We start from the raw sequence: 24,620 nt of genomic DNA, 5'->3' as shown, positions 1-24,620 counted from the left end.
TACTATATTTTGTGTTTGATTTTTAATGAGTTAAATTAAAGATTGATAAGTTCTTGCTGTAATTTAGGAAACTAGAGACGTTATTTGCTATACTTAAATTATCAAATCAGCGGAGTTGAGCAATCTAATGGAAGATTTACAGCGTTTAATTGAACGTCATCAATATATTGGCAAGGCAGGAACAGCATTTATTTACGCTATTTTAGTTTCGATGGCGGTTAATTTTTTCTGGACGCCAGGCCATATCTATTCTTCTGGCGTTACCGGTTTGGCACAATTAATCACTACGTTGACTGGTCGCTATGCACCGATCCAGTTGAGTACGGCTCTAATGTTATTCGTGCTAAACGTTCCGTTATTTGTTGTTGCCTGGTTTAAAATTGGTAAACGATTCACTTTTTTTACCTTTATTTCAGTTGCGTTAGCTAGCGTTATGATGCGTGTGATGCAGCCGGTCACTCTGACGCATGATCCATTAATTTGTGCCATCTTTGGTGGAGCCATCAATGGCTTAGGCACAGGCTTAGCGTTACGATATGGGATTTCAACTGGTGGCTTGGACATTGTTGGAATTGTACTGCGCAAAAAAACGGGCAGCAAAATGGGAACCATCAACATTTTGTTTAACGCCCTCATTGTAATTGCTGCCGGGTTTGTGTTTGGATGGCCATATGCGTTGTATTCAGCGATTGGTTTAGTGGTCAATGCACGGGTGATGGACATGGTTTATACACGCCAGCAGTTACTGCAAGTTATGATTGTGACTGGTCGGCCTAAGTCGGTGATTGATAGTGTACAAAACCATGTCAGACGTGGAATTACGATTGTTCATGATGCTGAAGGTGCTTACCATCACGACGAAAAGGAAATCCTTTTTACGGTCATTTCGCGCTATGAAATGTATGAATTTCGTGAAGCAATGGAAGAATCTGATCCACGCGCATTTGTGTCAATCACTGAAACAATGCGGGTTATGGGTCATTTTTATGAACCTAAACTTTAAGATATAGGGGAGATTAATTATGCTGATTGGATCACATGTAGGAATGAAGGCACCAAATATGTTATTAGGTGCCGCACAAGAGGCAGTAAGTTATGATGCAAATACATTTATGATTTATACTGGTGCACCTCAAAATACGAGACGCAAAGATATATCGGAAATGAAAATTGACGAAGGTGAACGATACATTGCACAGCATAAGTTATCGCATATTGTCGTACATGCGCCATATATCGTCAACTTGGGTAATACAACTAATGCAGAAAAATTTGCTTTTGGTATTGAATTTTTGCGTGGTGAAGTGATGCGAGCCACTGCGGTTGGTGCAGAGCAAATCACGCTGCATCCCGGGGCTCATGTGGGAGCAGGAGTTGAGGCTGGCTTAACCCAAATTATTAAAGGCTTGAATGAGGTCATCACGACAGATCAAGTTCCTCAAATTGCAATTGAAACAATGGCTGGCAAGGGGACTGAGGTTGGGATTACTTTTGAACAAATCGCAACGATTATTGATGGAGTTACTAATAATGATAAATTGTCTGTCACCTTTGATACCTGTCATACAAATGATGCCGGTTATGATATCAAAAATGATTTCGATGGTGTTTTAAACGAATTTGACCATGTTATCGGGATTAAACGACTTAAAGTATTACATTTAAATGATTCTAAAAATGAACAGGGAAGTCACAAAGACCGTCATGCAAATCTGGGCATGGGCACCATCGGGTTTAATAGTCTTAATTATGTGGCTCATCATCCACAGTTGACAACAGTTCCCAAAATATTGGAAACACCATACATCAAAGTAGATGATAAACACAAAGTGGCGCCATATGGGGCTGAAATTGCAATGATCAAACAACAAAAATTTGATCCAGAGTTTGTTGACAAACTTGTGAATGCTCAATAAATATTAATCAAATGGTGCTGGTTCTAAACCAAGCTTACTGGTGATAAGAGTGGCAGTTTCTTCAATCGATTTGTTGGCTACATTAATCACCAAGCAATTTAATTTAGTAAAAATTTGATTGGCAAAATCTAATTCTTGGTGAATTTTTTCTTGATTGGAGTAATTACTGGCGGGGTCCATGCCATATGCAATCATTCGCTGGGCGCGAATTTGTTCTAAAATTTTTGGTGAGTTTGTTAAGCCGACGATTTTTTTTGGATCAACTTGCCATAACTCGTCCGGTATTTTAGTGTTTGGCACTAGCGGTAAGTTGGCAACTTTAAAATTTTGATTAGCTAAAAATAGTGACAAGGGAGTTTTTGAAGTGCGTGACACCCCAACAAGCACGAGATCGGCCTGTTTGAATCCAGCTGGTAATTTACCATCATCATAGGTAACTGCAAATTCAATTGCCGCAATTCGATCAAAATAGGTGTCATTAAGACTATGGTTAACACCAGGTGTTTGCAACGGTTCTTGGTGAATCCTTTGTTTAATGGCGTCAATTGCTGGATTTAGGCCATCATATTGGACTAGCTGATGTTTTTGACAAAAATTAATTAGTTCAGTTGACAAAGCCCGTTGCACCAATGTGTGAAAGATAACGGCGTGAACCTCATTTGCCTGTTGCAGAATATTAGTTAATTTATTTTTGGTGGCTGTAAATGGAAAACGGGTTACTTGAACAGATAAATCTGGGAATTGTGACACGGCTGTTTGTAGCGTGGTAATTGCGGTCTCACCACTTGAATCTGAGATAATAAAAATTGGCAATGGGTGCATTTGATGACCTCCAACGAAACTTTTCTTTTAGTATACAACTTGTTTTAATTATTTTAGCAATAAAAAGAGTCAATAACTTGAAAACAATTGTTGACGATACAAATCAATTTATGTATAATACTTACAGCAGTATAGCTACGTCAATTTCTGTAGTTTGCCGTGACACTTTAAGCTCGGAGGGAGGGAATTCATATGGCAAAAACAGTCGTTCGTAAGAATGAATCTCTTGATGACGCTCTTCGACGCTTTAAACGTACAGTTTCAAAAAATGGTACGTTGCAGGAATATCGTAAACGTGAGTTTTACGAAAAGCCTAGTGTTAAACGTAAGTTGAAATCAGAAGCGGCCCGGAAACGTAAGAACAAGAAGCGCTTCTAGTCGTTAATGCTCCTGAATCGGATGAGTTTTCATTCGGGCAGGGGCATTTATTTTGTTATCGCTAATTTTAGGAGGAAACAATATGAGTTTATTAGAGACACTAAATGAAGACATGAAGACTGCAATGAAAGCTAAAGATAAGTCTACTTTGAGCGTTGTGCGGATGTTAAAATCTGCAGTAATGAACGAAAAAATTAACTTGGGTCACGATTTGACAAATGATGAAGAAGTTGCTGTGTTATCACGTGAGCTTAAACAACGAAAAGATTCTGTCCGAGAATTTGAAAAGGGCAATCGTGACGATTTAGTTGCCGATACTAAGGCAGAAATAGAAGTAGTTGAAAAGTATTTACCAGCTCAATTATCAGAAGCAGATGTTAAAAAAATTATCACGGAAACTGTTAGTGAAGTAGGCGCCCAAAGTATGGCCGATTTTGGTAAGGTAATGAGTTCAGTGATGCCAAAGCTAAAGGGCCAAGCAGATGGTAAATTAGTTAACCAAACAGTTAAACAACTATTACAATAAAGTGGTGATTCCTTGTTGCAGTGACGAGTTATATGGTAGTATTTAGGCATATTATTGTTGAAAAGAGGACTCTTATTTGGCTGAAGAAACGACAAATTTAAGTGAACAAACGTTTCGTGTTTCTAATCCTGAAGTTGAAGTGGGATTGTTGGGAACGCAAGACAAGTATGTGGCGCTTCTTGAAGAGGGCATGCATGTCACTATCCGACCATTTGGCGAGCAACTCAAGATTAGTGGTGCTGCAGAAGCAGTTAGCGAGACTATCGCAATTTTGAAAAATTTGGCCAATCTCATCACGGCGGGTATTCGGCTGAGTAGTACAGATGTTGTGAGTGCAATGAAAATGGCACAACGAGGGACGCTGGATTACTTTGCAGACCTCTATAACGAAATCTTGATTAAGGATCGTCAGGGTAAAGCAATCCGAGTAAAAAACTACGGGCAACGGCAGTATGTTAAGGCAATGACCGAAAATGATGTCACTTTTGGCATTGGACCTGCCGGAACTGGAAAAACATTTCTGGCTGTGACGATGGCGGTGGCTGCGCTTCGACGTGGCGATGTTGAGAAAATTATTTTAACGCGTCCCGCTGTTGAAGCTGGCGAGAGTCTCGGGTTTTTGCCTGGTGATTTAAAGGAAAAAGTTGATCCCTATTTACGTCCAATTTATGATGCACTCTATCAAATTTTAGGAGCAGAGCATACCCAGCGATTGATGGACCGAGAAGTCATTGAGATTGCACCGCTAGCGTATATGCGTGGTCGGACACTTGATAATGCATTTGTCATTTTAGATGAAGCTCAAAATACAACTAATTCACAAATGAAGATGTTTCTAACTAGGCTTGGTTTTGGTTCCAAAATGGTGGTCAATGGTGATATCACACAAATTGACTTGCCGCATGGTTCCCGCAGCGGTCTGGTTAATGCTCAAAGAATTTTACAACACGTTAGCAGAATTGAGTTTGTGACATTTGATGCGGATGATGTTGTGCGTCATCCAGTTGTGGCAAGTATTATCAACGCGTATGAACAACAAAATGAAAAACGGTAGGAAAAAGAATGGATTTAGAAATATATGACCAGACAAAAGCTGGTTTTACAGCCGAGCAACATGATTTGGTTGCCAATGTATTGGAATATGCTGGTAAGTATATTAAATTAGCAGAAAATACTGAAATGTCTGTGACATTTGTTAATAATGATCGAATTCAAGCATTAAATCAGCAGTATCGCGGCGTTGACCGTGCAACAGATGTAATTAGTTTCGCGATTGAAGACGATGCGGATGATGATTTTCCGATGATTATGGATGCTGAAATGAAGGCTGCTATCCCAGAAAATATTGGTGATATCTTTGTTTCAATCGACAAAGTTGCTGAACAGGCCAAGTTTTTGGGCCATTCTAATGAGCGCGAATTAGGCTTTCTAGTGGTGCATGGGTTCCTGCATTTAAATGGCTATGACCATCAGACTGATGCTGACGAAAAAGAAATGTTTACCTTGCAAAGGACAATTTTGGATGACTATGGACTCACACGATAAACAGACAACAAAAAATCGTCATTTCGGCCAGGCAATGCAGCATGCATTGAGCGGCGTATGGAATGTTTTTTCACGTGAACGCAACATGCGCTATCACGGTACTGCAGCTGTGATAGCAGTTGCTGCAGGTTTTTGGCTTAAAATTAGTGAACAAGAATGGCTCTGGATTATTTTTGCCATTTTTTTTGTTTTTTTAAGTGAATTTGCGAATACCGTTGCCGAATCGTTGACTGATTTGATTGTCAAAGGACAGTATCATCCGTTAGCCAAACGGGTGAAGGATGTGTCCGCTGGTAGTGTATTAATTTCAGCGCTGTTTGCGATTATTGTTGGTGCTATTATTTTTGTTCCTAAACTTTTTAGATTGTGAGAGATAAAATGGATAATCCAAATTATAAATCTGGTTTCGTGGCGTTGATCGGGCGCCCTAATGTTGGTAAATCAACATTATTAAACCAAGTGATCGGGCAAAAAGTTGCTATTATGAGTAATGTTGCCCAAACGACGAGAAACAAAATTCAGGGAATTTATACAACTGATGAAGCTCAAATTGTGTTCATTGATACACCGGGCATTCATAAACCACAGACCAAACTGGGTGATTTTATGGAACGCTCATCTTTATCAGCCCTTGATGAAGTGGACGCGGTTTTATTTGTGATCAATGCAACTGAAAACAAAGGTGCCGGTGATAACTTTATTATTGAACGCTTGAAACGGGTACATCAGCCAATCTATTTGATTATTAATAAAATTGATCAAGTGCACCCAGACCGGTTGCTAGCAGTGATGGATCAGTACAAGGATTCATTAAAGTGGGAACAGGTATTACCGGTGTCGGCGTTGCAAGGTAATAATGTTCGTGAAATGTTGCAAGAAATTGTTAAAAAATTACCAACTGGTCCACAGTACTATCCAGAAGATCAAGTGAGCGATCATCCAGAGCGGTTTGTGGTGGCAGAGTTAATTCGCGAAAAAATATTTCAATTAACCAGAGACGAGATTCCACACTCTGTTGCAGTTGATATTGAACAAATTAATCGTGAAGATGAAAAAACAATCCATATAGCTGCGACTATAGTAGTAGAACGGCCAACCCAAAAGGGCATTATTATTGGTAAGGGCGGCCAAATGCTTAAAAAAATTGGTTCATTAGCACGACAAGATATTGAACGGTTGATGGGTGACAAAGTTTATCTTGAATTGTGGGTGAAAGTTGTCGAACATTGGCGTGATAAGTCATCAACGCTGAAATCATATGGTTATCGCAAGAATGATTATTAAACATAACCAGTTGTAATTGGGGGTAACACGGTGGCACAGATTAATGAACGCTTTAACGGGATTATTATGTATCGGCGCGACTACCGTGAACGTGATTTACTAGTTAAAATTTTGACTGATCGTGTTGGTAAAACCATGTTTTTAGTTAAAAATGCCAAGAAACGAGGATTTCGGCTGACTGCTGACATTTTACCATTTACCCATGGTACTTATATTGGTGTGCTTAATCGGCAAGGCCTTAGTTTTATTAATGCCGCCGCTGACACGGAACAATATCAGACAATTACCCAAGATATTGTTAAAAATGCATACGCAACTTATATCTTAGGGTTGGTTGACAGCGCATTTCAAGATGAGCAGCCGCTTGGTGGTTGGTTTGATAATATTGCTGCTGCACTGCGATTAATTGACGAAGGCAGCGATGAAGCAATAATTGCTAATATTGTAGAGGTTCAATTGTTGACCGCATTTGGTGTGGCACCGCATTGGCAGGGATGTGTTATTTGCGGCCGTACTGATTTGGCGTTTGATTATTCAGAACGTTATGGTGGTTTATTGTGCAGCAATCACTTTGCTTTGGATGAACATCGATTACATCTTGATCAGCGCACAATTTACTATCTTCGGCAATTTTCTGTGATTAAATTAACCCAGCTTAATTCGATTAACGTCCATGAAATAACGAAGCAACACTTACGGGCGGTGCTTGATCAAATTTACGATGATTCGGTTGGTCTACATTTAAAGAGCAAACGATTTATTGACCAAATGAGTTCATGGACACAAAAATTAACCAAACGATCATCAAACGATATTGACAACGATAAATGAGTCGATTATTATTAATGAGAAATGAATAGTCAACGAAGACAAAGAAAAAGCAATCGTGCAAGCGAGATGGGTCAGTGAAAGCCATCATTACGGTTTTGTGAGGCACTTTATCAGTTGACAGTACGTAATGAAGCTGTTTCGCGTGAGCGAAAAAGCAGGGTGGAACCGCGATTAATTCGTCCCTGTAGAGACTATTTTGTAGTCTTTACAGGGCTTTTTGTTTGCGATGAGAGGAGAAAATTATGACCAAGAAATTAGCTATTCAAGACATTGTGTTGACACTTCAGAAATACTGGGCTGACCAGGGATGTATGTTAATGCAAGCATACGATACAGAAAAAGGCGCCGGTACAATGAGCCCCTACACTTTCCTACGGGCAATCGGGCCAGAGCCCTGGAATGCCGCATACGTGGAACCATCACGCCGACCAGCGGACGGACGCTATGGCAATAATCCCAATCGGTTATACCAACATCATCAATTTCAGCTAGTAATGAAACCATCCCCTGACAATATTCAGGAACTATACTTAGGTAGTCTGAAAAAGTTAGGTATTGAACCACTGGAGCACGACATCCGGTTTGTCGAAGATAATTGGGAAAACCCATCAATGGGCTGTGCTGGTGTTGGTTGGGAAGTCTGGCTTGATGGAATGGAAGTAACCCAATTTACGTATTTTCAAGTGGTTGGTGGACTACAAGTTGACCCGGTTACATCCGAGGTTACATACGGTCTTGAGCGATTAGCCCAATACATTCAAGATGTTAACAATGTGTTTGATTTGGAATGGGCGGATGGCGTTTTATATGGTGACATTTTTAAAGAACCGGAATATGAACATTCGAAGTATAGTTTTGAAATAAGTAATCAAGAGATGTTATTAAATTTCTTTGACGAATATGAGCGTGAAGCCAGGCGTTTAATTGATGCAGGGCTAGTTCATCCAGCTTATGATTATGTACTAAAATGTAGTCATACATTCAATTTATTAGATGCGCGGGGAGCTGTCTCAGTTACAGAACGCGCTGGTTATTTATCACGAATTCGTAACATGGCACGCGCAATAGCTAAAGCATTTGTAGCAGAACGAAAAAAATTAGGCTTCCCATTAATTAAGGACGAAGCCAAACGTCAAGCCTTATTAGCAGATGAAAAGGAGGCCAAATAAATGACTCATTCATTTTTATTAGAAATTGGTGTTGAAGAAATGCCAGCCCACGTGGTTACTCCTAGTGTCACACAATTGGCAGCGCGGGTTAGCGACTATTTGGCTGACCAACGCATTTCATTTCAGCAAATGGATCAATTTGCGACGCCCCGCAGACTAGCATTATTGATTCACGGGATGGATGATAAGCAACCAGATATTGACACCGAAGTTAAAGGTCCTGCTAAAAAGATAGCACAAGATGCAGACGGTAATTGGACTAAGGCGGCCATTGGTTTTTCTAAAGGCCAAGGTGCAAGTGTAGATGATATTACATTTAAAGAACTTAAGGGAACAGAATATGTGTATATCGATAAACATGTCACAGGCAAACCCGTTACTGAAGTTTTGACTGGCCTTAAAGAAGTCATTATGGCAATGAATTTTCCGACAATGATGAAGTGGTCAACTCATAAGTTTGAGTTTGTGCGTCCAATTAAATGGCTAGTTGCACTGCTGGATGACCAGGTGATTCCTTTTTCAATTTTGAATATCACAACTGGGAATGTTACCAATGGCCACCGGTTCTTGGGCGGCAACGTTACCCTAAAGCAAGCTGACGATTACGAAGTAACACTTCAACGGGAGTTTGTGATCGCTAATCAGGACAAACGCAAACAATTAATTCAGCAACAAATTGAAACAATTGCGGCCGACAACCGTTGGCAAATTGCATTAGATCCAGATCTATTGGAAGAAGTTAATAACCTCGTTGAATGGCCAACCGCATTTGCGGGCCAGTTTGATGAAAAGTACCTTGATTTACCGGATGAAGTCTTGATTACTTCGATGAAAGACCACCAACGTTTCTTTTATGCCCGTGATCAAACAGGAAAATTATTGCCTGATTTTATTTCTGTTCGTAACGGTAACACAGACCATATTGATAACGTGGTGCGAGGCAATGAACGCGTATTAACTGCCAGACTGGAAGATGCTCAGTTCTTCTATCAAGAAGACCAGCAATATACAATTGACCAGTATGTTAATAAACTTAAGAATGTTAGTTTTCACGATAAGATCAGTTCAATGTATGACAAAATGCAACGAGCTAGTGTACTAGCTAATGTCATCGGTAAAAAATTAAATCTGTCTGAGCAATTATTGGCTGATTTGGATCGTGCTAGTCACATCTATAAATTTGATTTAACCACGGGGATGGTGGGTGAATTTGCGGAGTTACAAGGTGTGATGGGCGAAAAATACGCGCTCTTACAGGGTGAAAAAGAAGACGTTGCTACAGCTGTTCGTGAACACTATTTGCCAATTTCTGCTGAAGGTGATTTGCCAACCACGACAGTTGGCGCTGTACTAGCAATTGCAGACAAGTTAGATAGCATTATTAGTTTCTTTGCAGTTGACTTGATTCCAAGTGGTTCCAACGATCCGTATGCATTACGCCGGCAAGCGTTTGGTATTGTGAGAATTATTGCTGTGCGCGATTGGCATTTGCCGCTACTAAAAATGGAACCAGAATTCATTGCAGCACTCAAACAAGCTGACATCTTGCCATCTTTTGATTTAGCTGCCCATGCCGGTGAAGTCCGTGCATTTGTTCAAGATCGGATTAAGCAGTGGTTTGCTAATCAAAATGTTTCGCATGATATTGTGGACGCTGTTGTGGCAGGCTCACAGACGGATATTGCTAATATTTTGGCAGCTGCAAATGTGCTCAGTGACCATAAAGATGATGCGCACTTCAAGGATTCAATCGAGGCCTTAACACGAGTTCTTCGCATTGCTAAAAAAGGTGAGTTTGATTCAGCTGAACTAACTATTGATTCAACGCTGTTTGAACATCCATCAGAACAACAACTTTTTGATGCAGTTGCTAAAATTCAGGCGGCGGTGCCACATCAAACAATTGCGGCTAGCTTTGAGCAGTTGACTGCACTTCGTTCGTTGATCGAAAATTACTTTGATGAGAATATGATTATGGATAAAAACGAAGCAATTCGAGATAACCGATTGAAACAGTTAAGTATTTTAGCTCGGTTAATCTTTATTATTGGTAATTTAGATGATTTAGTGGTTAAATAGTAACGCTTGACAAAAATGTAATTTAAAGAACAATATTATTGACAAAATTTCTGTTTGTGTTAACATGTATTATGAATAACTGTGAGGAGAAGGTCGCATTCCATGTTGGAAGCGGCTTTTCGTAGCTAATGGCGAATCGAAATGGGGTTTTTTGATGGCAACCATGATTCCTGAAGAAGTAATCGATCAAGTCAGAAGTGGGGTAAATATTGCTGACGTAATTGGCCAGTATGTTCAACTAAAAAAGTCGGGTAAAAACTTGTTTGGTCTTTGTCCCTTTCATGAAGAAAAAACAGGTTCATTTTCAGTTAATGAAGGTAAACAGATTTTTCATTGCTTCAGTTGTGGCCGTGGTGGCAATGTTTTTAAATTTATTATGGAAATCGAAAATATTTCGTTTCCACAGGCTGTCATTAAGGTGGCTGAAGATGCTAACATCACCTTGCCAACTGAGTACCAAGAAGTGCAGGAAAATAGCAATCAAAATTCAACGGCCAACAAGCTAATTGAGTTGCACGAACAGGCAGCTAAACTGTATCATCACATTTTAGTCAATACTCAAGCGGGTAAACAGGCATTGAATTACTTGCAGCAGCGAGGCTTAAGTAGTGACATTATTTCTCAATTCAATATTGGCTTTGCCCCACAGCAGCGATTACTTAGTCCTTTTTTTAAAGAAAAAGGAATTGATTATCAAAGGTTGCGACAGTCGGGTCTATTTATTGAGGATCAAGAGGGGAAACTGCGAGATCGTTTTTTTGACCGGGTGATGTTTCCAATTAAGAACCCTCAAGGAAAAATTATTGCTTTTTCTGGCCGGTTACTATCGACTGAGAATACAGAAATGCCCAAGTACCTCAATAGTCCTGAAACCGAGATCTTTAATAAGCGTCGAGTACTATTTAACTTTGACGTTGCCCGTAAGAGTGCCCGTAAAGAGCAGAAGATGATTTTATTTGAAGGATTTATGGATGTAATTGCTGCCTATCGGGCGGGGGTTACCAATGGAATTGCTTCGATGGGTACGAGTTTAACTGAAGAGCAGGTCAACATGATTGAACGAGTCACCTCGCAACTAGATGTTTGCTACGATGGTGATGCAGCTGGTCAAAATGCAATTAGGCGCGCGTTGGATCTAATTGCTACCCAAAGCAATCGGCTGCAGTTAGGTGTGATTGCAATGCCAGCGGGGGTTGATCCAGACGAATATCTGCAGCAAAACGGGGCACCGTCATTTAAGCAAATGTTAGTTGATGCGGCAGAAACACCGGTCGCGTTTACGTTGCATTTTTTGCGACAAGACTTGAATTTGAACAATGAGGCCGATCAGTTAAACTATCTCAATAGTGCTTTGAAAGTAATCGCTCAGGTTAAGACGCCACTTGAACAGGATGTTTATTTAAATCAGTTGGTGAATGAATTTCAGTTGGATAAAGAAAGCTTGCAGGCCCAAATGCAGCAAATTATTCGCCAAACTGCGACTAAGCAAACCCGGCAACAAATCACTGTGCAAAATGATCATCGTGAACAGACACCAGTGTATCAACAACAACAAACGCAGACAGTGGATCGAATTAATTTAGCAGAACGCATGTTGCTTCGGCAAATGCTGCATGATCATGATGTTTGGTTACACGTCCAAGCGGTTGATAATTTCAATTTCATTCATGAACAGTACCAAACGTTGTACTTATTAGCAGCTAGCTATTTTGACACGCATGCCAGTTACTCATCGGCTGAATTTATTGATTATATTGATGATGAGCAGTTGCAGCGATTATTAGTTGATATTGAACTGAGTCAAGCGAATGATGATATGAACATGAACGCAATCAATGATTATTTAAAAATAATCATGCAACAAACACCGTTACAGCAACAAATTAAGACAAAACGGGCGCAATTGCATGAGGCTACTCATTTGAAAAATCGGGATTTAGAGCAACAGTTGACGATTGAATTGATGGATTTATTAAAACAACAACAGCAACTATAATGCGGAGGGATTTTAAATATGGCAAAAAGTAGCAAGAAGAGTAAAGCAAAAGAATTAGTTATTTCAAATTTGGAAGATTTTGATCCAAAGAAATACGATGCCGCTGTCGGTAAATTAATTCGAGACTTTAAAAAAGAAAAAGAAATCAAATACGACGAGTTAACCGATAAAATTGCAACTCCATTTGGGTTAGAAGCCGATGGAATGGACAATTTAATTCAAAACGTGGAGGATGCTGGCATTAGCGTTGTTGATGACAATGGTGATCCGGATCCACGAGCACTAAAGGTCGCCGAAAAAGTTTCAAAAAAAGCACTTAGTGATACCTCCGCTCCAGCTGGTGTAAAGATTAATGATCCAGTGCGAATGTACTTAAAGGAAATCGGACGAGTTAATTTATTAAAGGCTGAAGAAGAAGTTCAATTAGCGCTACGAATTGAACAAGGTGATGACAGCGCTAAACAAGAACTAGCTGAAGCCAATTTACGGTTAGTAGTTTCGATTGCTAAACGGTACGTTGGTCGTGGAATGCAATTTTTGGACTTGATTCAAGAAGGTAACATGGGTCTTATGAAAGCCGTGGAGAAATTTGACTACCGCAAAGGATTCAAATTCTCAACTTATGCTACTTGGTGGATTCGTCAAGCAATCACTCGCGCCATTGCTGATCAAGCCCGGACAATTCGAATTCCGGTGCATATGGTGGAAACGATCAACAAATTGATCCGGATTCAACGACAATTACTGCAAGATTTGGGACGTGAACCGACCCCTGAAGAAATCGGGGCTGAAATGGACATGCCAACTGAAAAAGTTCGTGAGATTCTTAAGATTGCACAGGAGCCAGTTTCATTGGAAACACCGATTGGTGAAGAGGATGATTCGCATTTAGGTGATTTCATTGAGGACCAAGATGCCACTAGCCCTGCTGATCATGCAGCGTATGAATTATTGAAAGAACAGTTAGAAAACGTGCTCGATACTTTAACTGATCGAGAAGAAAATGTTTTACGGTTACGATTTGGTTTGGATGACGGGCGGACACGGACACTGGAAGAAGTCGGCAAAGTGTTTGGTGTCACTCGTGAACGAATTCGACAAATCGAAGCCAAAGCACTACGTAAATTGCGCCACCCATCACGTTCAAAACAGTTAAAAGACTTTTTGGAATAAGTGGCCGGTAGAACTAAATTTTAATTTAATTTACTCAAAAAGAATTGTATCGCATTGTGCGACTACAATTCTTTTTTTGGTTTCAACAGATAAAAACTGACTACGCCTAGCAACTGAAACACCCCAATGACGATAATCATGGGTAATGCACTGACAGTACCAAATAAGCCCACAATTGGCGAGCTGATTGAGCCGACAGCATTTGAGCTCAGACCGATGATTGCTGATGCCAGACCTGCATTCGTAGCAGATGTTTGCATTGCTTGAGCGGTCGCGATCGTAGAAGTTACACCAAATGTGGCGATGACGATGAAAATCCCCCCAACAAATAGCCATGTTGAGTTAATGGTAAGTGAGTTAATTACTAACATGGTGATTGATATGAGCGGGATTAGGAGGGCACCACGCAAAATGATAGTATTAGTAAAGTAATTAATTAAGCGCCCTGCAAGCGAGCTCATTAATGCAATTCCGAGGCCATTAACTGCGTATAATAGACTGAATGTTTGCGTTGAAAAGTGAAAGACTTGCTGAAAAATGAAGGATGAGCCGGCGATATAACTGAATAACACACCACTGGCAAAACTTAACACAACGGTAGGCTGCCAAAATGACCGGCTCTTAAAGATACTAGGATGGCGTTGTGCCAGGTTTTGACTTGACATAGCTACCTTAGTTTCAGGCAAGACAAAAAGCGAGCCTACGATTAAAAGGGCGCCGATAACAGCTAGTAGCATAAAAATAGCTTGCCATGGAGCAATTGCAAGAACAGCTGCGCCTGCAATTGGTGCAATTACAGGGAAGATGCCATTGATTGCCATTAATGTCGCATAAAATTTGGTCAGTTGTTTGCCAGTAAACATGTCTTTAGCGATCGCACGCGACAACACTTGACCAGCTGATCCAGCCAGACCTTGGATAAAGCGAATTGATAGGAACCACCAAATATTATCAATCCAGCCTAGTGCAAGCGAAGTCAATGTAAATAAAACCAATCCGACCAGTAAGGGTGGCTTTCTACCAATGTGATCACTAATTGGCCCAACAAACAGCTGACCTACAGCTAATCCGATCAAACAAGTGCTGATGCTAAGTTGTACCAATGAAGCACTGGTGTTCAATGAGTGCTGAATCACAGGCAACCCAGGTAGGTACATGTCTAATGAGAGTGGACCAAATGCACTCAATGTTCCTAGTAGTAAAATTATGCTCAATTTAGGCCGTGGTGGTTTCATGTGGAATTCTCCAATCAATTAATAAAGCGATATACTGTTTACTCATGATACATAAAATTGCAAGAAGACGATACTTTGAATTTCATTGGGCTTAATTTTGCTATATACTAAGACGAGCATTTAAAATGAGAGGAAGTAAAAAAATGGACGCAGTTCAGTTGTCAAAACGGTTGCAGCTAGTAGCTAATTTTGTGCCGCAAAAAGCGCGGTTGGCTGATATTGGTTCGGACCATGCATATTTACCTGTTCATTTAGCACTCAATGGTCAAATTGAAAAGGCAATTGCAGGGGAAGTAGCAAAGGGACCATTTCAAAATGCAAGTCATGAAATTAAAGCGAGGAAACTTACTAATATTATTGAACCACGACTTGCTGATGGCTTGGCTGCAATTGAGTTAACAGATCGAATTGATACTATCACGATTGCTGGAATGGGCGGTACGTTAATTACTGAAATTTTAGATCAAGGGCAAGCAAAACTAAGTGGTGTTAAAACATTGATTCTTCAACCCAATGTCGGTGAAGATGGCTTGCGGCGTTGGTTGATGGAACACCAGTATCAAATTATTGCTGAAAAAATATTAAGCGAAGACCAACAGATTTATGAAATTATGGTGGTTCAACCAAGTAGTCAACCAGTAACGTACTCTGAACAGGAGCTGCAGTATGGACCAATATTGTTACAAAATAGGACGCCTATTTTTATGGAAAAGTGGCAACAAGAAAAACAACATCTAGAGCAGGCCGTAGTACAAATGAAACAGGCAAAACAATTACCGGTAAAACGAATTGCAGCGTTTGAACAAAAAATTAATTCAATTGAGAAGGTGTTAAGATGATTGCGCAAACATTAATTGACCGATTTGAACAATTTGCATCACCAAAAATTGCAGAACCAGGGGATCCAGTTGGACTCCAGTTGGGTAATGCCAATCGTGAAGTCAAGACAGTGATGACCACGTTAGATGTTCGTCCTGAAGTAGTTGAAGAAGCCATTGAACAACAAGTTGACTTCATTTTTGCTCATCATCCTATGATGTTTCATGCGGCTCATAATCTAGATTTAAGTGATCCACAAAACGAAATGTATGCGGCATTATTACGGCATAATATTGTGGTTTATGGAGCGCACACAAATCTGGATAACGTAAATGGTGGTATGAACGATTGGCTAGCGGAGCAGTTAGACCTGCACGACACCAAACCGTTATTAGCTGGTGGGACAGACCCACTTACCGGCCAGCATTATGGCATGGGAAGAGTCGGTACTTTAGCCCAGGAAATACCAGTTTCTAATTTTGCCGAATATTGTTGTCAAGTATTCAATTTAACAGGATTAAGATTGATTAAACCATTACATGAACGATTAATTAAGACAGTGGCGGTGTTAGGTGGTTCTGGCGGTCAATTTTATCGGCAAGCAGTCAACCAGGGTGCTGATGCGTATGTGACTGGGGATGTTTCATATCATGTCGGTCACGATATGATTGCCCAAGGATTGACGGTTGTTGACCCAGGCCATCACATTGAGTGTGTCTGCAAAGAAAAATTACAAGCAATGTTTATCAATTGGGCGCACGAAAATGATTGGGACATTAAAGTGATTGCATCGCAGCTAAATACTGATCCAGTCACATTTATTCAGGGGGCAAAAAGATGAGCAAATTTGACAATTTGATGCCACGATTTTTGCGCTATGTTAAAGCAGAAACTAGGTCAGATCCCAATTCGGACACCATTCCATCTAGTGAATTAGAAACGGTGTTTGCCAATCAATTAGTTGCAGAGCTGACAGAAATTGGTTTGAGCAATATAAGAATTCATCCGCAAAATAGTTATGTGCTAGCAACAATTCCTAGCAATGTTACAACTAAAGTACCGACAATCGGTTTCATCGCGCACATTGATACAGCTGATTTCAATGCGCACAATGTTTTACCACAAATCGTGAGCAATTATGATGGGCACAGTGACATCCAGCTTGATGACGATGGTCAGTTTGTGTTGACTAGCAGTGAATTCCCAGCACTCAAAAATTATGCTGGACAAACTTTGGTGACAACAGATGGAACCACGCTTCTTGGGGCAGATGATAAGGCAGGAGTAGCTGAAATCATTACGATGGCGGAATATTTACTGGAGCATCCTGAGATTAAGCATGGGACGATTCAAATTGGTCTTGGTCCAGATGAAGAGATCGGTACAGGTGCTGATCATTTTGATGTTGCAGACTTTAATGCTGATTTTGCATACACGGTTGATGGGGGTCCGCTAGGAGAGTTAGAATATGAAACGTTTAACGCTGCACAGGCAGATATTTCGATTCAGGGAAAAGAAGTCCATACTGCTACCGCCAAGGGTGTGATGGTGAATGCATTACAAGTGGCAATCGATCTACATAATAAATTGCCACAGCATGATCGGCCAGAGCTAACAGACGGGCGCGAAGGTTTTTATCATTTGGATCAACTTTCAGGTACGCCCGATCATGCCACCATGAGTTATATTATTAGAGATCATGATCGGCAGCAATTTGAAGCTCGTAAGCGTACAATGGAACAGCTTGTTACCAAGATGAATACTGCTTTGGGACAACAGCGAATTAACATGCGGCTGGTCGATCAGTATTATAATATGCGTGAACTGCTTGAAGACCACATGGAGGTCGTTAACCTAGCCAAACAAGCAATGACGAAACTGAATATTGAACCGATAATTTATCCAGTTCGCGGCGGTACCGATGGTTCTAAAATTTCATTTTTAGGTTTACCAACGCCGAACCTGTTTGCTGGTGGCGAGAATATGCATTCACGGTATGAGTTTGTATCGTTGCAAGTGATGGAACAGGCAGTGGCTGTTTTATTACAAATTAACAAATTAAATGTTGCGGCTAAGTAATTAAAAAAAGACAGGTCCGAATTCAATTGAACTCGAACCTGTCTTTTAATTTGATTAGTTTTATTTTACTGGTTTACTAAGAGCATTGATTGCGTTAACGCCAATGACAGCAGTTATTGCAGCAACAATTCCCATTTCAAGAGGATTAACACTGAGTACTTCCAATTGACCACCAATATAACCGAGCACTTCGCCAAGCAAAAATGCCCAGAAAATTACAACTAAGTTTTGTACGAAAAATCGCATTTCTCTCACCTCACGTTTAACATCTATAATTTTAGCACAAAACCAGAGGAAACTGTAACAATATTTTATTGTAAAAAAAGATAAATTGGTATAGATTCTTTTTAAAGCTACTAAATGAGCTTTAAAAAGAACTAAAACCCTTGACAAAGCGAAGAAAAATCTTCAATATAGAAAATGTTATAACAAAACAAAAAAATTGGTATACCTGATGTAAATGGTATTAGTTAGAAATGGGGGTGACTTTTGGTATAATTATTGTGAGAGGATGATTGGCAATGAATTTTGTACCCTTGCAGGTATTGAGTAGCTTTAGTTTACTTAAAAGTACCAATAAAATTGAACAGTTAGTTAAAACGGCCAAAGACCGAGGTTACCAGTCCTTAGCACTAACTGATGAGAACGTGTTATATGGTGTTGTTGATTTTTATAATGCGGCCAAACGGGCAGGAATTCATCCAATCATTGGGTTAACTTTACATGTGCAGACTATGGCGGCAACAGCCGCGGCTAAACCGGTGGTCTTGTTAGCGAAGGATCAGACTGGCTACCATAATTTAATGACATTATCGACGTTGCATCAAACGATGACAAAAGATGCTTTAACGTTTGCGGACATCAAATCGTTTCTGCATCACTTATTTGTTATTTTGCCTCCTGATGGTGAATTTTATAGTTTTGTACAGGCCGGTCAAACTGATTTTGTGGGCGAATTATTAGATCAGTGGCAGGCAAATGTCGATGTTGCTAGTCTATTAATTGGGATCAGTGACCAAAGTGACGTTGTTTTACGGCAATCATTGCAGCAAATTAGCACGCAACAATCGATTGCATTAGTGGCACTGAATCGTGTTGGTTATCTAAATGCGCAGGATCATTTTGCAGTAGAGGTACTCCGAGCAATCGATCGAGGAGATAAATTTAATCACCCAGCGGCACTAGCTGATGAAGTGGGGACTCATTGGCTCAAACCCATGGCTGATGTTATCCAAATGTATGACTCATTACATCTAACACAAGCTGTGTATAAGACACAGTGGGTTAGTGAACAGTGTCAGGTTGACTTTGCGTTTCAAATGCCAGTATTACCACATTTTACAAACAACCAAAATTTAACATCAGCTCAATATTTGCAACAACTTTGTGTTAAAGGATTACAACGGCGACCGTTGGCACCTAATGTAACTAGCGAGGATTATCAAAAAAGATTGGGCCACGAATTAGGTGTGATTCACAAAATGGGTTTTGATGATTATTTTCTGATCGTGTGGGATGTGATGCGCTATGCCCACGAACAAAAGATTACTACTGGCCCAGGACGAGGGTCTGCCGCAGGGTCGCTTGTTGCTTATGCGTTAGCAATTACCGAGGTTGACCCATTACAATATCACTTATTATTTGAGCGATTTTTGAATCAAGAAAGAGCCCAAATGCCAGATATTGATTTGGATTTACCTGATGATCGCCGCGAAGAAGTTCTACAGTATGTCCACGAGCAATATGGGCACGAACATGTCGCACAAATTATTACGTTTGGGACGTTGGCAGCTAAACAAGTAATCCGTGATGTCGGCCGTACTTTTGGATTATCACAATTTGAAGCAGCATCCTGGAGTGCAGCTATTCCTAACCAGTTGCATATTTCACTTCACCAGGCTTACCAGGATTCGCAACGGTTGCAAAATTTAATTTCAGATAATCAATTAAATCAGTTATTATTTCAGATTGCACTGTCGCTTGAGGGATTACCGCGCCATTACTCAACACATGCTGCTGGGATTGTTTTATCAGATCAACCACTAACTGAATTAGTGCCGCTACAAGATGGTAGTGAAGGACTGTTAATGACACAATTTCCTAAGGATACAGTTGAAGCATTAGGTCTGCTTAAGATGGATTTCTTAGGACTGCGCAATTTGACGATCATGGCTGAGACACTAACGTCAATTAGGAAAACACAGCCTGATTTTACGTTGGATAATATTAGTTTGAGTGATCCTGCAGCGTTAAACTTGTTTCAACAAGGTGATACCAATGGAGTATTTCAATTTGAATCGACGGGGATAAAAAACGTGTTGGTGCAACTTCATCCAGACAATTTTGAACTAATTGTTGCCGTTAATGCGTTGTATCGGCCAGGTCCAATGGAAAATATTGATCATTTTATTGCTCGAAAAAAAGGGACTGAGAAAGTTACTTACCCTGATGAATCACTACAACCAATTTTAGGTCCCACCTATGGGATCTTGGTATACCAAGAACAAGTGATGCAGGTGGCGTCACAAATGGCTGGTTTTTCAATGGGTGAGGCCGACTTGTTGCGACGAGCAATGAGTAAGAAAAAGCGGGCAACCATGGACAATATGCGGACCAAGTTTTTGGCGGGGGCTAAAAAGCGTGGTTATGCTAATAAGGTTGCAAATCAAGTTTTCGATTATATTGATCAATTTGCAAATTACGGCTTTAACCGGTCGCATGCCGTAGCTTACTCAAAAATGGCATTTCAAATGGGGTACCTGAAGACCCATTTTGCTGGGGCATTTTTTGTAGCACTGTTAAATTCTGTGATGAATAATCCGGATAAGACAAAGTTATACCTTGGCGAAGCAAGTCACAATCAGGTAAAGGTTGCTGGACCTAATATCAATAAGAGTATGGGGACGTTCACATTTAATGAAAACCAAATATTATTTGGGCTGGCCAGCATTAAGGGGATGCGCCGTGATTTCATTACTGCGATTGTGAAAAATAGGCAAGCACAAGGTTCGTTTGTGGATTTATTGACATTTATCCAACGAATGGATAGTCGGTGGCGCAAAGCTGATTTAATTAGTCCATTGATTTACAGTGGTGCGTTTGATGGCTTGGGTTACAATCGAGCCGAGTTGATCGACGCTTTACCAAAATTGCTAGATAGTGTTGAGTTAACAGGGGAAAGTCTTAGCTTATTTGAGGAGTTAAAACCATCAATTGATGGTAAATCAGAATTTTCTTTAACCAAACGATTAATGTTAGAAGAACAATATTTAGGCGCGTATTTATCAGGTCACCCGGTTACTCAGTACGTCAAACGGTTACCGCAAGTGAAACTGACAACGATCGCCCAGTTGCAAGAAAAAATGAATGTGTCGATTTTATTATTTGTCAGCCACATTAAGGTTATTCGAACTAAAAGAGGCGAACAGATGGCATTTGTTTCTGGCAGTGATCAAACAGGTTCAATTGACGTAACCGTTTTCCCAAAATTATACAAACAAGTGGGAGAACTACTCGAAGATAATCAGATTCTGTTAGTGACGGGAAAGACTGAAATAAATCGAGGACTCCAAATAATTGCTAACCAGATTGTCGAAGCTAAGCAGGCGGTAGCACAAAATAGGTCGACCAAATCACAGTTACGGTGGGTGTTGCGGATTGATCAAGCACATCAAACCAGCACGGTTGAAAATGAATTAAAAACGATTTTAACGACTCGAGCAGGAAATATTCCAGTGATTTTATTTTATGCGGCCAGTGACCGAAAGTTCATGCAACCAAAAGATTTGTGGTTACCAGATGATGCAGCTGTCAAAGCACGATTGGAGCAGTTGCTGGGAGCCACAAATGTAGTACTACAAAAATTATCATAAATTAGAAGGGATTGAGTATTAATGCAACCAAAATTTGACATTGAAGTTTACTCTGATGGAGCAGTAATTGAAGATATGCGTGAGGTGGCTAAAAACGACTATGTCACAGGATTTACCACTAACCCATCGCTAATGAAAAAAGCGGGAATCACTAATTATATGGAATTTGCTAAACAAGTAGTGAGTGAATTTCCTGATTATAGTATTTCCTTTGAAGTTTTTGGTCATGATAATGAAACAATGAAAAAAGAAGCTGCTGCAATCTCTTCTTTAGGCGACAATGTCTTTGTTAAAATTCCAATTATTTTAGCCAATGGCAACAGCAATGCAAAACTGATTAATGAATTATCACATGCGGGTATCAAAGTTAATATCACTGCAATTGCGACTTTAGCGCAAGTGAAAGAGACTCTTGAAAATGTTGATGATCAAGTGCCAGCGTTGGTTTCAATTTTTGTTGGGCGCGTTAATGATACTGGTCAAAATACCGATCAATTTGTTAGAGATAGCGTTGAATTAACTAAGCTACATCCAGCCGCTAAATTATTGTGGGCATCCACGCGCGAAGTTATTAATGTCTATCAAGCTCAGGAAATGGGAGTTGATATTATTACTGTCCCACCAACGATCCTGGCTAAATTAGGTAAGGTTGGTAAGAGCGCTCAGCAAGTTTCGATTGATACTGTTACGGGCTTTGATAAGGATATTTCTTCGCTTGGCTTTAGTATTTTAGATTAAGTGGTGCTTAATAGCTGAGAATTGATTTTGAAACGTGAGAAATAAGGCAGATTTTTCCGCTTAGCTACGCTATGCGCGAAATCTAAACGCCTTATTTCTCACTCTTTTTACGTAAGTTAAACATATTTATTCAGATTATTGATTGGTAATTATAAATAATAAAAACTAATTGGGTATGGTTAGAGTGATGCACAACAAAAAAGCCGGTATGAAGCCGCTTTCATCAATAAAAATGATTGAAATAGCAGACAGAAATTTCAAAAAGTGATATCATAAATTCTGTACAAATGGGCTGTAATTTATTGGCTCGAACATACTCAAAGGAGAGATATTATTTATGAAAAAAACCAAGATCGTTAGTACACTTGGTCCCGCTAGTACTGATGTTGATACAATTGTTAAGTTGATTAATGCAGGTGCAAACATTTTTCGCTTTAACTTTTCCCATGGTGATCATGAAGAACACCTAGGCCGAATCACAAATGTGCATAAGGCGGAAGAAATTACCGGCAAAACAGTTGGTATCATGTTAGATACTAAGGGTGCCGAAATTCGGACAACTGTTGAAAAAGAAGGTAAAATCGAATTTAATATTGGCGATAAGGTTCGTATCTCAATGGACGATTCACTTGAGGGTACTCATGACAAGATTGCTGTCACTTACCCTGGTTTATTTGATGACGTTGACAAGGGCGGTCATGTTTTATTTGATGATGGTCTGCTTGACATGTTAATTGATGACAAGGATGATGCTAATAAAGAATTAGTATGTACCGTTCAAAACCATGGTGTGTTAGGTTCACGTAAAGGTGTTAACGCTCCTGGTGTTTCAATTAACTTGCCTGGTATTACTGAAAAAGATGCAAGTGATATTCGTTTTGGTTTGGATCATGAAATCAACTTCATTGCTGCTTCATTTGTTCGGAAGCCACAAGATGTAATGGATATTCGAGCATTGCTTGAAGAAAAACATATGGAACATGTCCAAATCTTCCCTAAGATCGAATCACAAGAAGGAATTGATAACTTTGACGAAATTATCAAGGTTTCTGATGGTTTGATGGTTGCTCGTGGTGACATGGGTGTTGAAATTCCAGCAGAAAATGTTCCGTTGGTTCAAAAGACATTGATTCGCAAGTGTAACTTATTAGGTAAACCAGTTATTACTGCGACTCAAATGCTTGATTCAATGCAAGAAAATCCTCGTCCAACTCGGGCCGAAGCTTCTGACGTTGCCAATGCTGTCTTTGATGGTACTGATGCAACCATGCTTTCCGGTGAAAGTGCTAATGGTGACTATCCAGTTGAATCCGTTGCAACAATGAACCGCATTGATATCAAAGCTGAAAATGCTTTGGATGAATTTGGAACTGAAACCTTTGACTTTGACAAGGCTGATGTTACTGAATCAATTGGTTCAGCCGTTGCACGGACTGCTCGTGAATTGGGTATCCACACAATTATTGCTGCTACTAATTCAGGCTATACAGCCAAGATGATTTCTAAGTACCGTCCAAATGCTGATATTTTGGCGTTGACATTTGACGAACGGACACAGCGTGGCTTGATGGTTAACTGGGCGGTACAACCATATATCGTTGACAAACCTGCTAATACTGATGACATGTTCGACTTGGCTGCTCAAAAAGCAGTTGAACTTGGTTTTGCTAAGGAAGGCGAACAAATCATTATTACAGCTGGCGTTCCAGTTGGCGAACGTGGGACAACTAACTTGATGCGAGTTCAATTAATTGGCTCAAAGCTAGTTCAAGGTCAAGGAGTTGGTGACCAATCTGCTGTTGGTAACGCAGTTGTGGTTGATTCAGCTAACGATGCAGTGACAAAAGTTACTGAAGGCAGTATTTTAGTTGCTAAGTCAACTGACAAAGATTTTTTACCAGCAATCGAAAAAGCAGCTGCCGTGGTTGTTGAAACTGGTGGTTTAACTTCTCATGCCGCTGTTGTTGGAATTTCAATGGGAATTCCAGTGATTGTAGCTGCTGAGGGAGCTACCACTAAGATTGGTAATGGGCAATTAATCACTGTTGATGCGCGGACTGGTTCTGTTTACAAGGGTTCAGCAAACGTTTAATAGTTTAGTTAATTAAATTAAGGGCACATGATTCGTAAATGGATCATGTGCCCTTTAAGATTCTGG

22 protein-coding genes are annotated in these 24,620 nt (G+C 40.1%); 19 read left to right on the top strand and 3 right to left on the bottom strand.

Annotation, left to right across the window (positions count from 1 at the left end; all coding sequences use genetic code 11):
* Positions 1-127: 127 nt before the first annotated feature.
* Together WDC_RS04480 and WDC_RS04475 are read left to right on the top strand one after the other, a co-directional pair.
* Positions 128-1,003, top strand: a complete 876-nt coding sequence (locus WDC_RS04480; RefSeq protein ID WP_044010679.1) for a YitT family protein — start codon at positions 128-130, stop codon at positions 1,001-1,003.
* Between the two features lie 19 nt (positions 1,004-1,022).
* Positions 1,023-1,916, top strand: coding sequence for a deoxyribonuclease IV (locus WDC_RS04475; protein WP_044010678.1), 894 nt, complete (start codon positions 1,023-1,025; stop codon positions 1,914-1,916).
* Positions 1,917-1,919: 3 nt separating this feature from the next.
* Here the strand turns inward: WDC_RS04475 and WDC_RS04470 are convergent, their stop codons facing one another.
* Complete coding sequence (locus tag WDC_RS04470) at positions 1,920-2,738, bottom strand: pyruvate, water dikinase regulatory protein (RefSeq protein ID WP_044010676.1); 819 nt, start codon at positions 2,736-2,738, stop codon at positions 1,920-1,922.
* Between the two features lie 192 nt (positions 2,739-2,930).
* Here WDC_RS04470 and rpsU point away from each other — a divergent pair, with 192 nt between their 5' ends.
* The 11 genes from rpsU (at position 2,931) to rpoD (ending at position 13,719) form a co-directional block, all read left to right on the top strand.
* Positions 2,931-3,116, top strand: a complete 186-nt coding sequence (gene rpsU, locus WDC_RS04465) for a 30S ribosomal protein S21 (RefSeq protein WP_010622233.1) — start codon at positions 2,931-2,933, stop codon at positions 3,114-3,116.
* An 82-nt stretch (positions 3,117-3,198) separates the two neighbouring features.
* Positions 3,199-3,642: a GatB/YqeY domain-containing protein gene (locus WDC_RS04460; RefSeq protein ID WP_044010672.1), complete on the top strand. Its 444-nt coding sequence runs from the start codon at positions 3,199-3,201 to the stop codon at positions 3,640-3,642.
* Between the two features lie 76 nt (positions 3,643-3,718).
* Complete coding sequence (locus tag WDC_RS04455; protein ID WP_044010670.1) at positions 3,719-4,696, top strand: PhoH family protein; 978 nt, start codon at positions 3,719-3,721, stop codon at positions 4,694-4,696.
* Positions 4,697-4,704: 8 nt separating this feature from the next.
* Positions 4,705-5,187 (top strand): rRNA maturation RNase YbeY, encoded by a 483-nt coding sequence (gene ybeY / locus WDC_RS04450; protein ID WP_044010668.1) that lies wholly within the window; start codon positions 4,705-4,707, stop codon positions 5,185-5,187.
* The gene (locus tag WDC_RS04445; RefSeq protein ID WP_404824767.1) at positions 5,165-5,557 is read left to right on the top strand and encodes a diacylglycerol kinase family protein; all 393 of its coding nucleotides are present in this window, start codon (positions 5,165-5,167) and stop codon (positions 5,555-5,557) included. The genes ybeY and WDC_RS04445 overlap by 23 nt, the downstream gene beginning before the upstream one ends.
* An 8-nt stretch (positions 5,558-5,565) precedes the next feature.
* Positions 5,566-6,471, top strand: coding sequence for a GTPase Era (gene era, locus WDC_RS04440; RefSeq protein WP_044010665.1), 906 nt, complete (start codon positions 5,566-5,568; stop codon positions 6,469-6,471).
* 30 nt (positions 6,472-6,501) lie between these two features.
* Positions 6,502-7,302 (top strand): DNA repair protein RecO, encoded by an 801-nt coding sequence (gene recO / locus WDC_RS04435; RefSeq protein ID WP_044010664.1) that lies wholly within the window; start codon positions 6,502-6,504, stop codon positions 7,300-7,302.
* A 242-nt stretch (positions 7,303-7,544) separates the two neighbouring features.
* The gene (gene glyQ, locus WDC_RS04430) at positions 7,545-8,471 is read left to right on the top strand and encodes a glycine--tRNA ligase subunit alpha (RefSeq protein ID WP_044010662.1); all 927 of its coding nucleotides are present in this window, start codon (positions 7,545-7,547) and stop codon (positions 8,469-8,471) included.
* Positions 8,472-10,550, top strand: a complete 2,079-nt coding sequence (glyS, locus tag WDC_RS04425; protein ID WP_044010660.1) for a glycine--tRNA ligase subunit beta — start codon at positions 8,472-8,474, stop codon at positions 10,548-10,550.
* Between the two features lie 154 nt (positions 10,551-10,704).
* Entirely contained in the window at positions 10,705-12,546 is a 1,842-nt protein-coding gene (gene dnaG / locus WDC_RS04420) for a DNA primase (RefSeq protein ID WP_044010658.1), read from the top strand.
* Positions 12,547-12,564: 18 nt separating this feature from the next.
* Positions 12,565-13,719, top strand: a complete 1,155-nt coding sequence (rpoD, locus tag WDC_RS04415; protein WP_044010657.1) for an RNA polymerase sigma factor RpoD — start codon at positions 12,565-12,567, stop codon at positions 13,717-13,719.
* Positions 13,720-13,781: 62 nt separating this feature from the next.
* On the opposite strand, the gene WDC_RS04410 is transcribed toward rpoD, so the two are convergent.
* The gene (locus tag WDC_RS04410; RefSeq protein ID WP_044010655.1) at positions 13,782-14,954 is read right to left on the bottom strand and encodes a multidrug effflux MFS transporter; all 1,173 of its coding nucleotides are present in this window, start codon (positions 14,952-14,954) and stop codon (positions 13,782-13,784) included.
* 143 nt (positions 14,955-15,097) lie between these two features.
* Here WDC_RS04410 and WDC_RS04405 point away from each other — a divergent pair, with 143 nt between their 5' ends.
* The 3 genes from WDC_RS04405 to pepT are packed head-to-tail and all read left to right on the top strand — an operon-like array spanning position 15,098 to position 17,852.
* Positions 15,098-15,793 carry a tRNA (adenine(22)-N(1))-methyltransferase gene (locus WDC_RS04405; RefSeq protein WP_044010654.1) on the top strand — a complete coding sequence of 232 codons (696 nt, stop codon included), beginning with the start codon at positions 15,098-15,100 and terminating at the stop codon, positions 15,791-15,793.
* Positions 15,790-16,614, top strand: a complete 825-nt coding sequence (locus WDC_RS04400) for a Nif3-like dinuclear metal center hexameric protein (RefSeq protein WP_044010652.1) — start codon at positions 15,790-15,792, stop codon at positions 16,612-16,614. The genes WDC_RS04405 and WDC_RS04400 overlap by 4 nt, the downstream gene beginning before the upstream one ends.
* Complete coding sequence (gene pepT, locus WDC_RS04395; protein ID WP_044010651.1) at positions 16,611-17,852, top strand: peptidase T; 1,242 nt, start codon at positions 16,611-16,613, stop codon at positions 17,850-17,852. Before WDC_RS04400 ends, pepT begins: the two co-directional genes overlap by 4 nt.
* 60 nt (positions 17,853-17,912) lie before the next feature.
* Here the strand turns inward: pepT and WDC_RS04390 are convergent, their stop codons facing one another.
* Positions 17,913-18,098 (bottom strand): YjzD family protein, encoded by a 186-nt coding sequence (locus tag WDC_RS04390; RefSeq protein WP_044010649.1) that lies wholly within the window; start codon positions 18,096-18,098, stop codon positions 17,913-17,915.
* A gap of 275 nt (positions 18,099-18,373) precedes the next feature.
* Between WDC_RS04390 and dnaE the strand changes: the two genes are divergently transcribed.
* The 3 genes from dnaE (at position 18,374) to pyk (ending at position 24,554) form a co-directional block, all read left to right on the top strand.
* Positions 18,374-21,724: a DNA polymerase III subunit alpha gene (gene dnaE / locus WDC_RS04385; protein WP_044010647.1), complete on the top strand. Its 3,351-nt coding sequence runs from the start codon at positions 18,374-18,376 to the stop codon at positions 21,722-21,724.
* Positions 21,725-21,745: 21 nt separating this feature from the next.
* A complete protein-coding gene (locus tag WDC_RS04380; protein WP_044010646.1) occupies positions 21,746-22,462 on the top strand; it encodes a transaldolase in 717 nt (238 codons plus the stop codon).
* 337 nt (positions 22,463-22,799) lie between these two features.
* Positions 22,800-24,554 carry a pyruvate kinase gene (gene pyk, locus WDC_RS04375; protein ID WP_044010644.1) on the top strand — a complete coding sequence of 585 codons (1,755 nt, stop codon included), beginning with the start codon at positions 22,800-22,802 and terminating at the stop codon, positions 24,552-24,554.
* Positions 24,555-24,620: the final 66 nt, after the last annotated feature.

This window comes from Paucilactobacillus wasatchensis (genome assembly GCF_000876205.1).
Lineage (GTDB): Bacteria > Bacillota > Bacilli > Lactobacillales > Lactobacillaceae > Paucilactobacillus > Paucilactobacillus wasatchensis.
Note: the sequence above shows the minus strand (reverse complement) of the source record. Positions and strands in the feature narration are given on the sequence as shown.

Excerpts from the sequence above, each read along its gene's own strand:
- WDC_RS04480 (WP_044010679.1), top strand. The coding sequence starts at position 128 with ATGGAAGATTTACAGCGTTTAATTGAACGTCATCAATATATTGGCAAG.
- WDC_RS04475 (WP_044010678.1), top strand. The coding sequence starts at position 1,023 with ATGCTGATTGGATCACATGTAGGAATGAAGGCACCAAATATGTTATTA.
- WDC_RS04470 (WP_044010676.1), bottom strand. The coding sequence starts at position 2,738 with ATGCACCCATTGCCAATTTTTATTATCTCAGATTCAAGTGGTGAGACC.
- rpsU (WP_010622233.1), top strand. The coding sequence starts at position 2,931 with ATGGCAAAAACAGTCGTTCGTAAGAATGAATCTCTTGATGACGCTCTT.
- WDC_RS04460 (WP_044010672.1), top strand. The coding sequence starts at position 3,199 with ATGAGTTTATTAGAGACACTAAATGAAGACATGAAGACTGCAATGAAA.
- ybeY (WP_044010668.1), top strand. The coding sequence starts at position 4,705 with ATGGATTTAGAAATATATGACCAGACAAAAGCTGGTTTTACAGCCGAG.
- WDC_RS04445 (WP_404824767.1), top strand. The coding sequence starts at position 5,165 with ATGACTATGGACTCACACGATAAACAGACAACAAAAAATCGTCATTTC.
- era (WP_044010665.1), top strand. The coding sequence starts at position 5,566 with ATGGATAATCCAAATTATAAATCTGGTTTCGTGGCGTTGATCGGGCGC.
- glyQ (WP_044010662.1), top strand. The coding sequence starts at position 7,545 with ATGACCAAGAAATTAGCTATTCAAGACATTGTGTTGACACTTCAGAAA.
- glyS (WP_044010660.1), top strand. The coding sequence starts at position 8,472 with ATGACTCATTCATTTTTATTAGAAATTGGTGTTGAAGAAATGCCAGCC.
- dnaG (WP_044010658.1), top strand. The coding sequence starts at position 10,705 with ATGGCAACCATGATTCCTGAAGAAGTAATCGATCAAGTCAGAAGTGGG.
- rpoD (WP_044010657.1), top strand. The coding sequence starts at position 12,565 with ATGGCAAAAAGTAGCAAGAAGAGTAAAGCAAAAGAATTAGTTATTTCA.
- WDC_RS04410 (WP_044010655.1), bottom strand. The coding sequence starts at position 14,954 with ATGAAACCACCACGGCCTAAATTGAGCATAATTTTACTACTAGGAACA.
- WDC_RS04405 (WP_044010654.1), top strand. The coding sequence starts at position 15,098 with ATGGACGCAGTTCAGTTGTCAAAACGGTTGCAGCTAGTAGCTAATTTT.
- WDC_RS04400 (WP_044010652.1), top strand. The coding sequence starts at position 15,790 with ATGATTGCGCAAACATTAATTGACCGATTTGAACAATTTGCATCACCA.
- pepT (WP_044010651.1), top strand. The coding sequence starts at position 16,611 with ATGAGCAAATTTGACAATTTGATGCCACGATTTTTGCGCTATGTTAAA.
- WDC_RS04390 (WP_044010649.1), bottom strand. The coding sequence starts at position 18,098 with ATGCGATTTTTCGTACAAAACTTAGTTGTAATTTTCTGGGCATTTTTG.
- dnaE (WP_044010647.1), top strand. The coding sequence starts at position 18,374 with ATGAATTTTGTACCCTTGCAGGTATTGAGTAGCTTTAGTTTACTTAAA.
- WDC_RS04380 (WP_044010646.1), top strand. The coding sequence starts at position 21,746 with ATGCAACCAAAATTTGACATTGAAGTTTACTCTGATGGAGCAGTAATT.
- pyk (WP_044010644.1), top strand. The coding sequence starts at position 22,800 with ATGAAAAAAACCAAGATCGTTAGTACACTTGGTCCCGCTAGTACTGAT.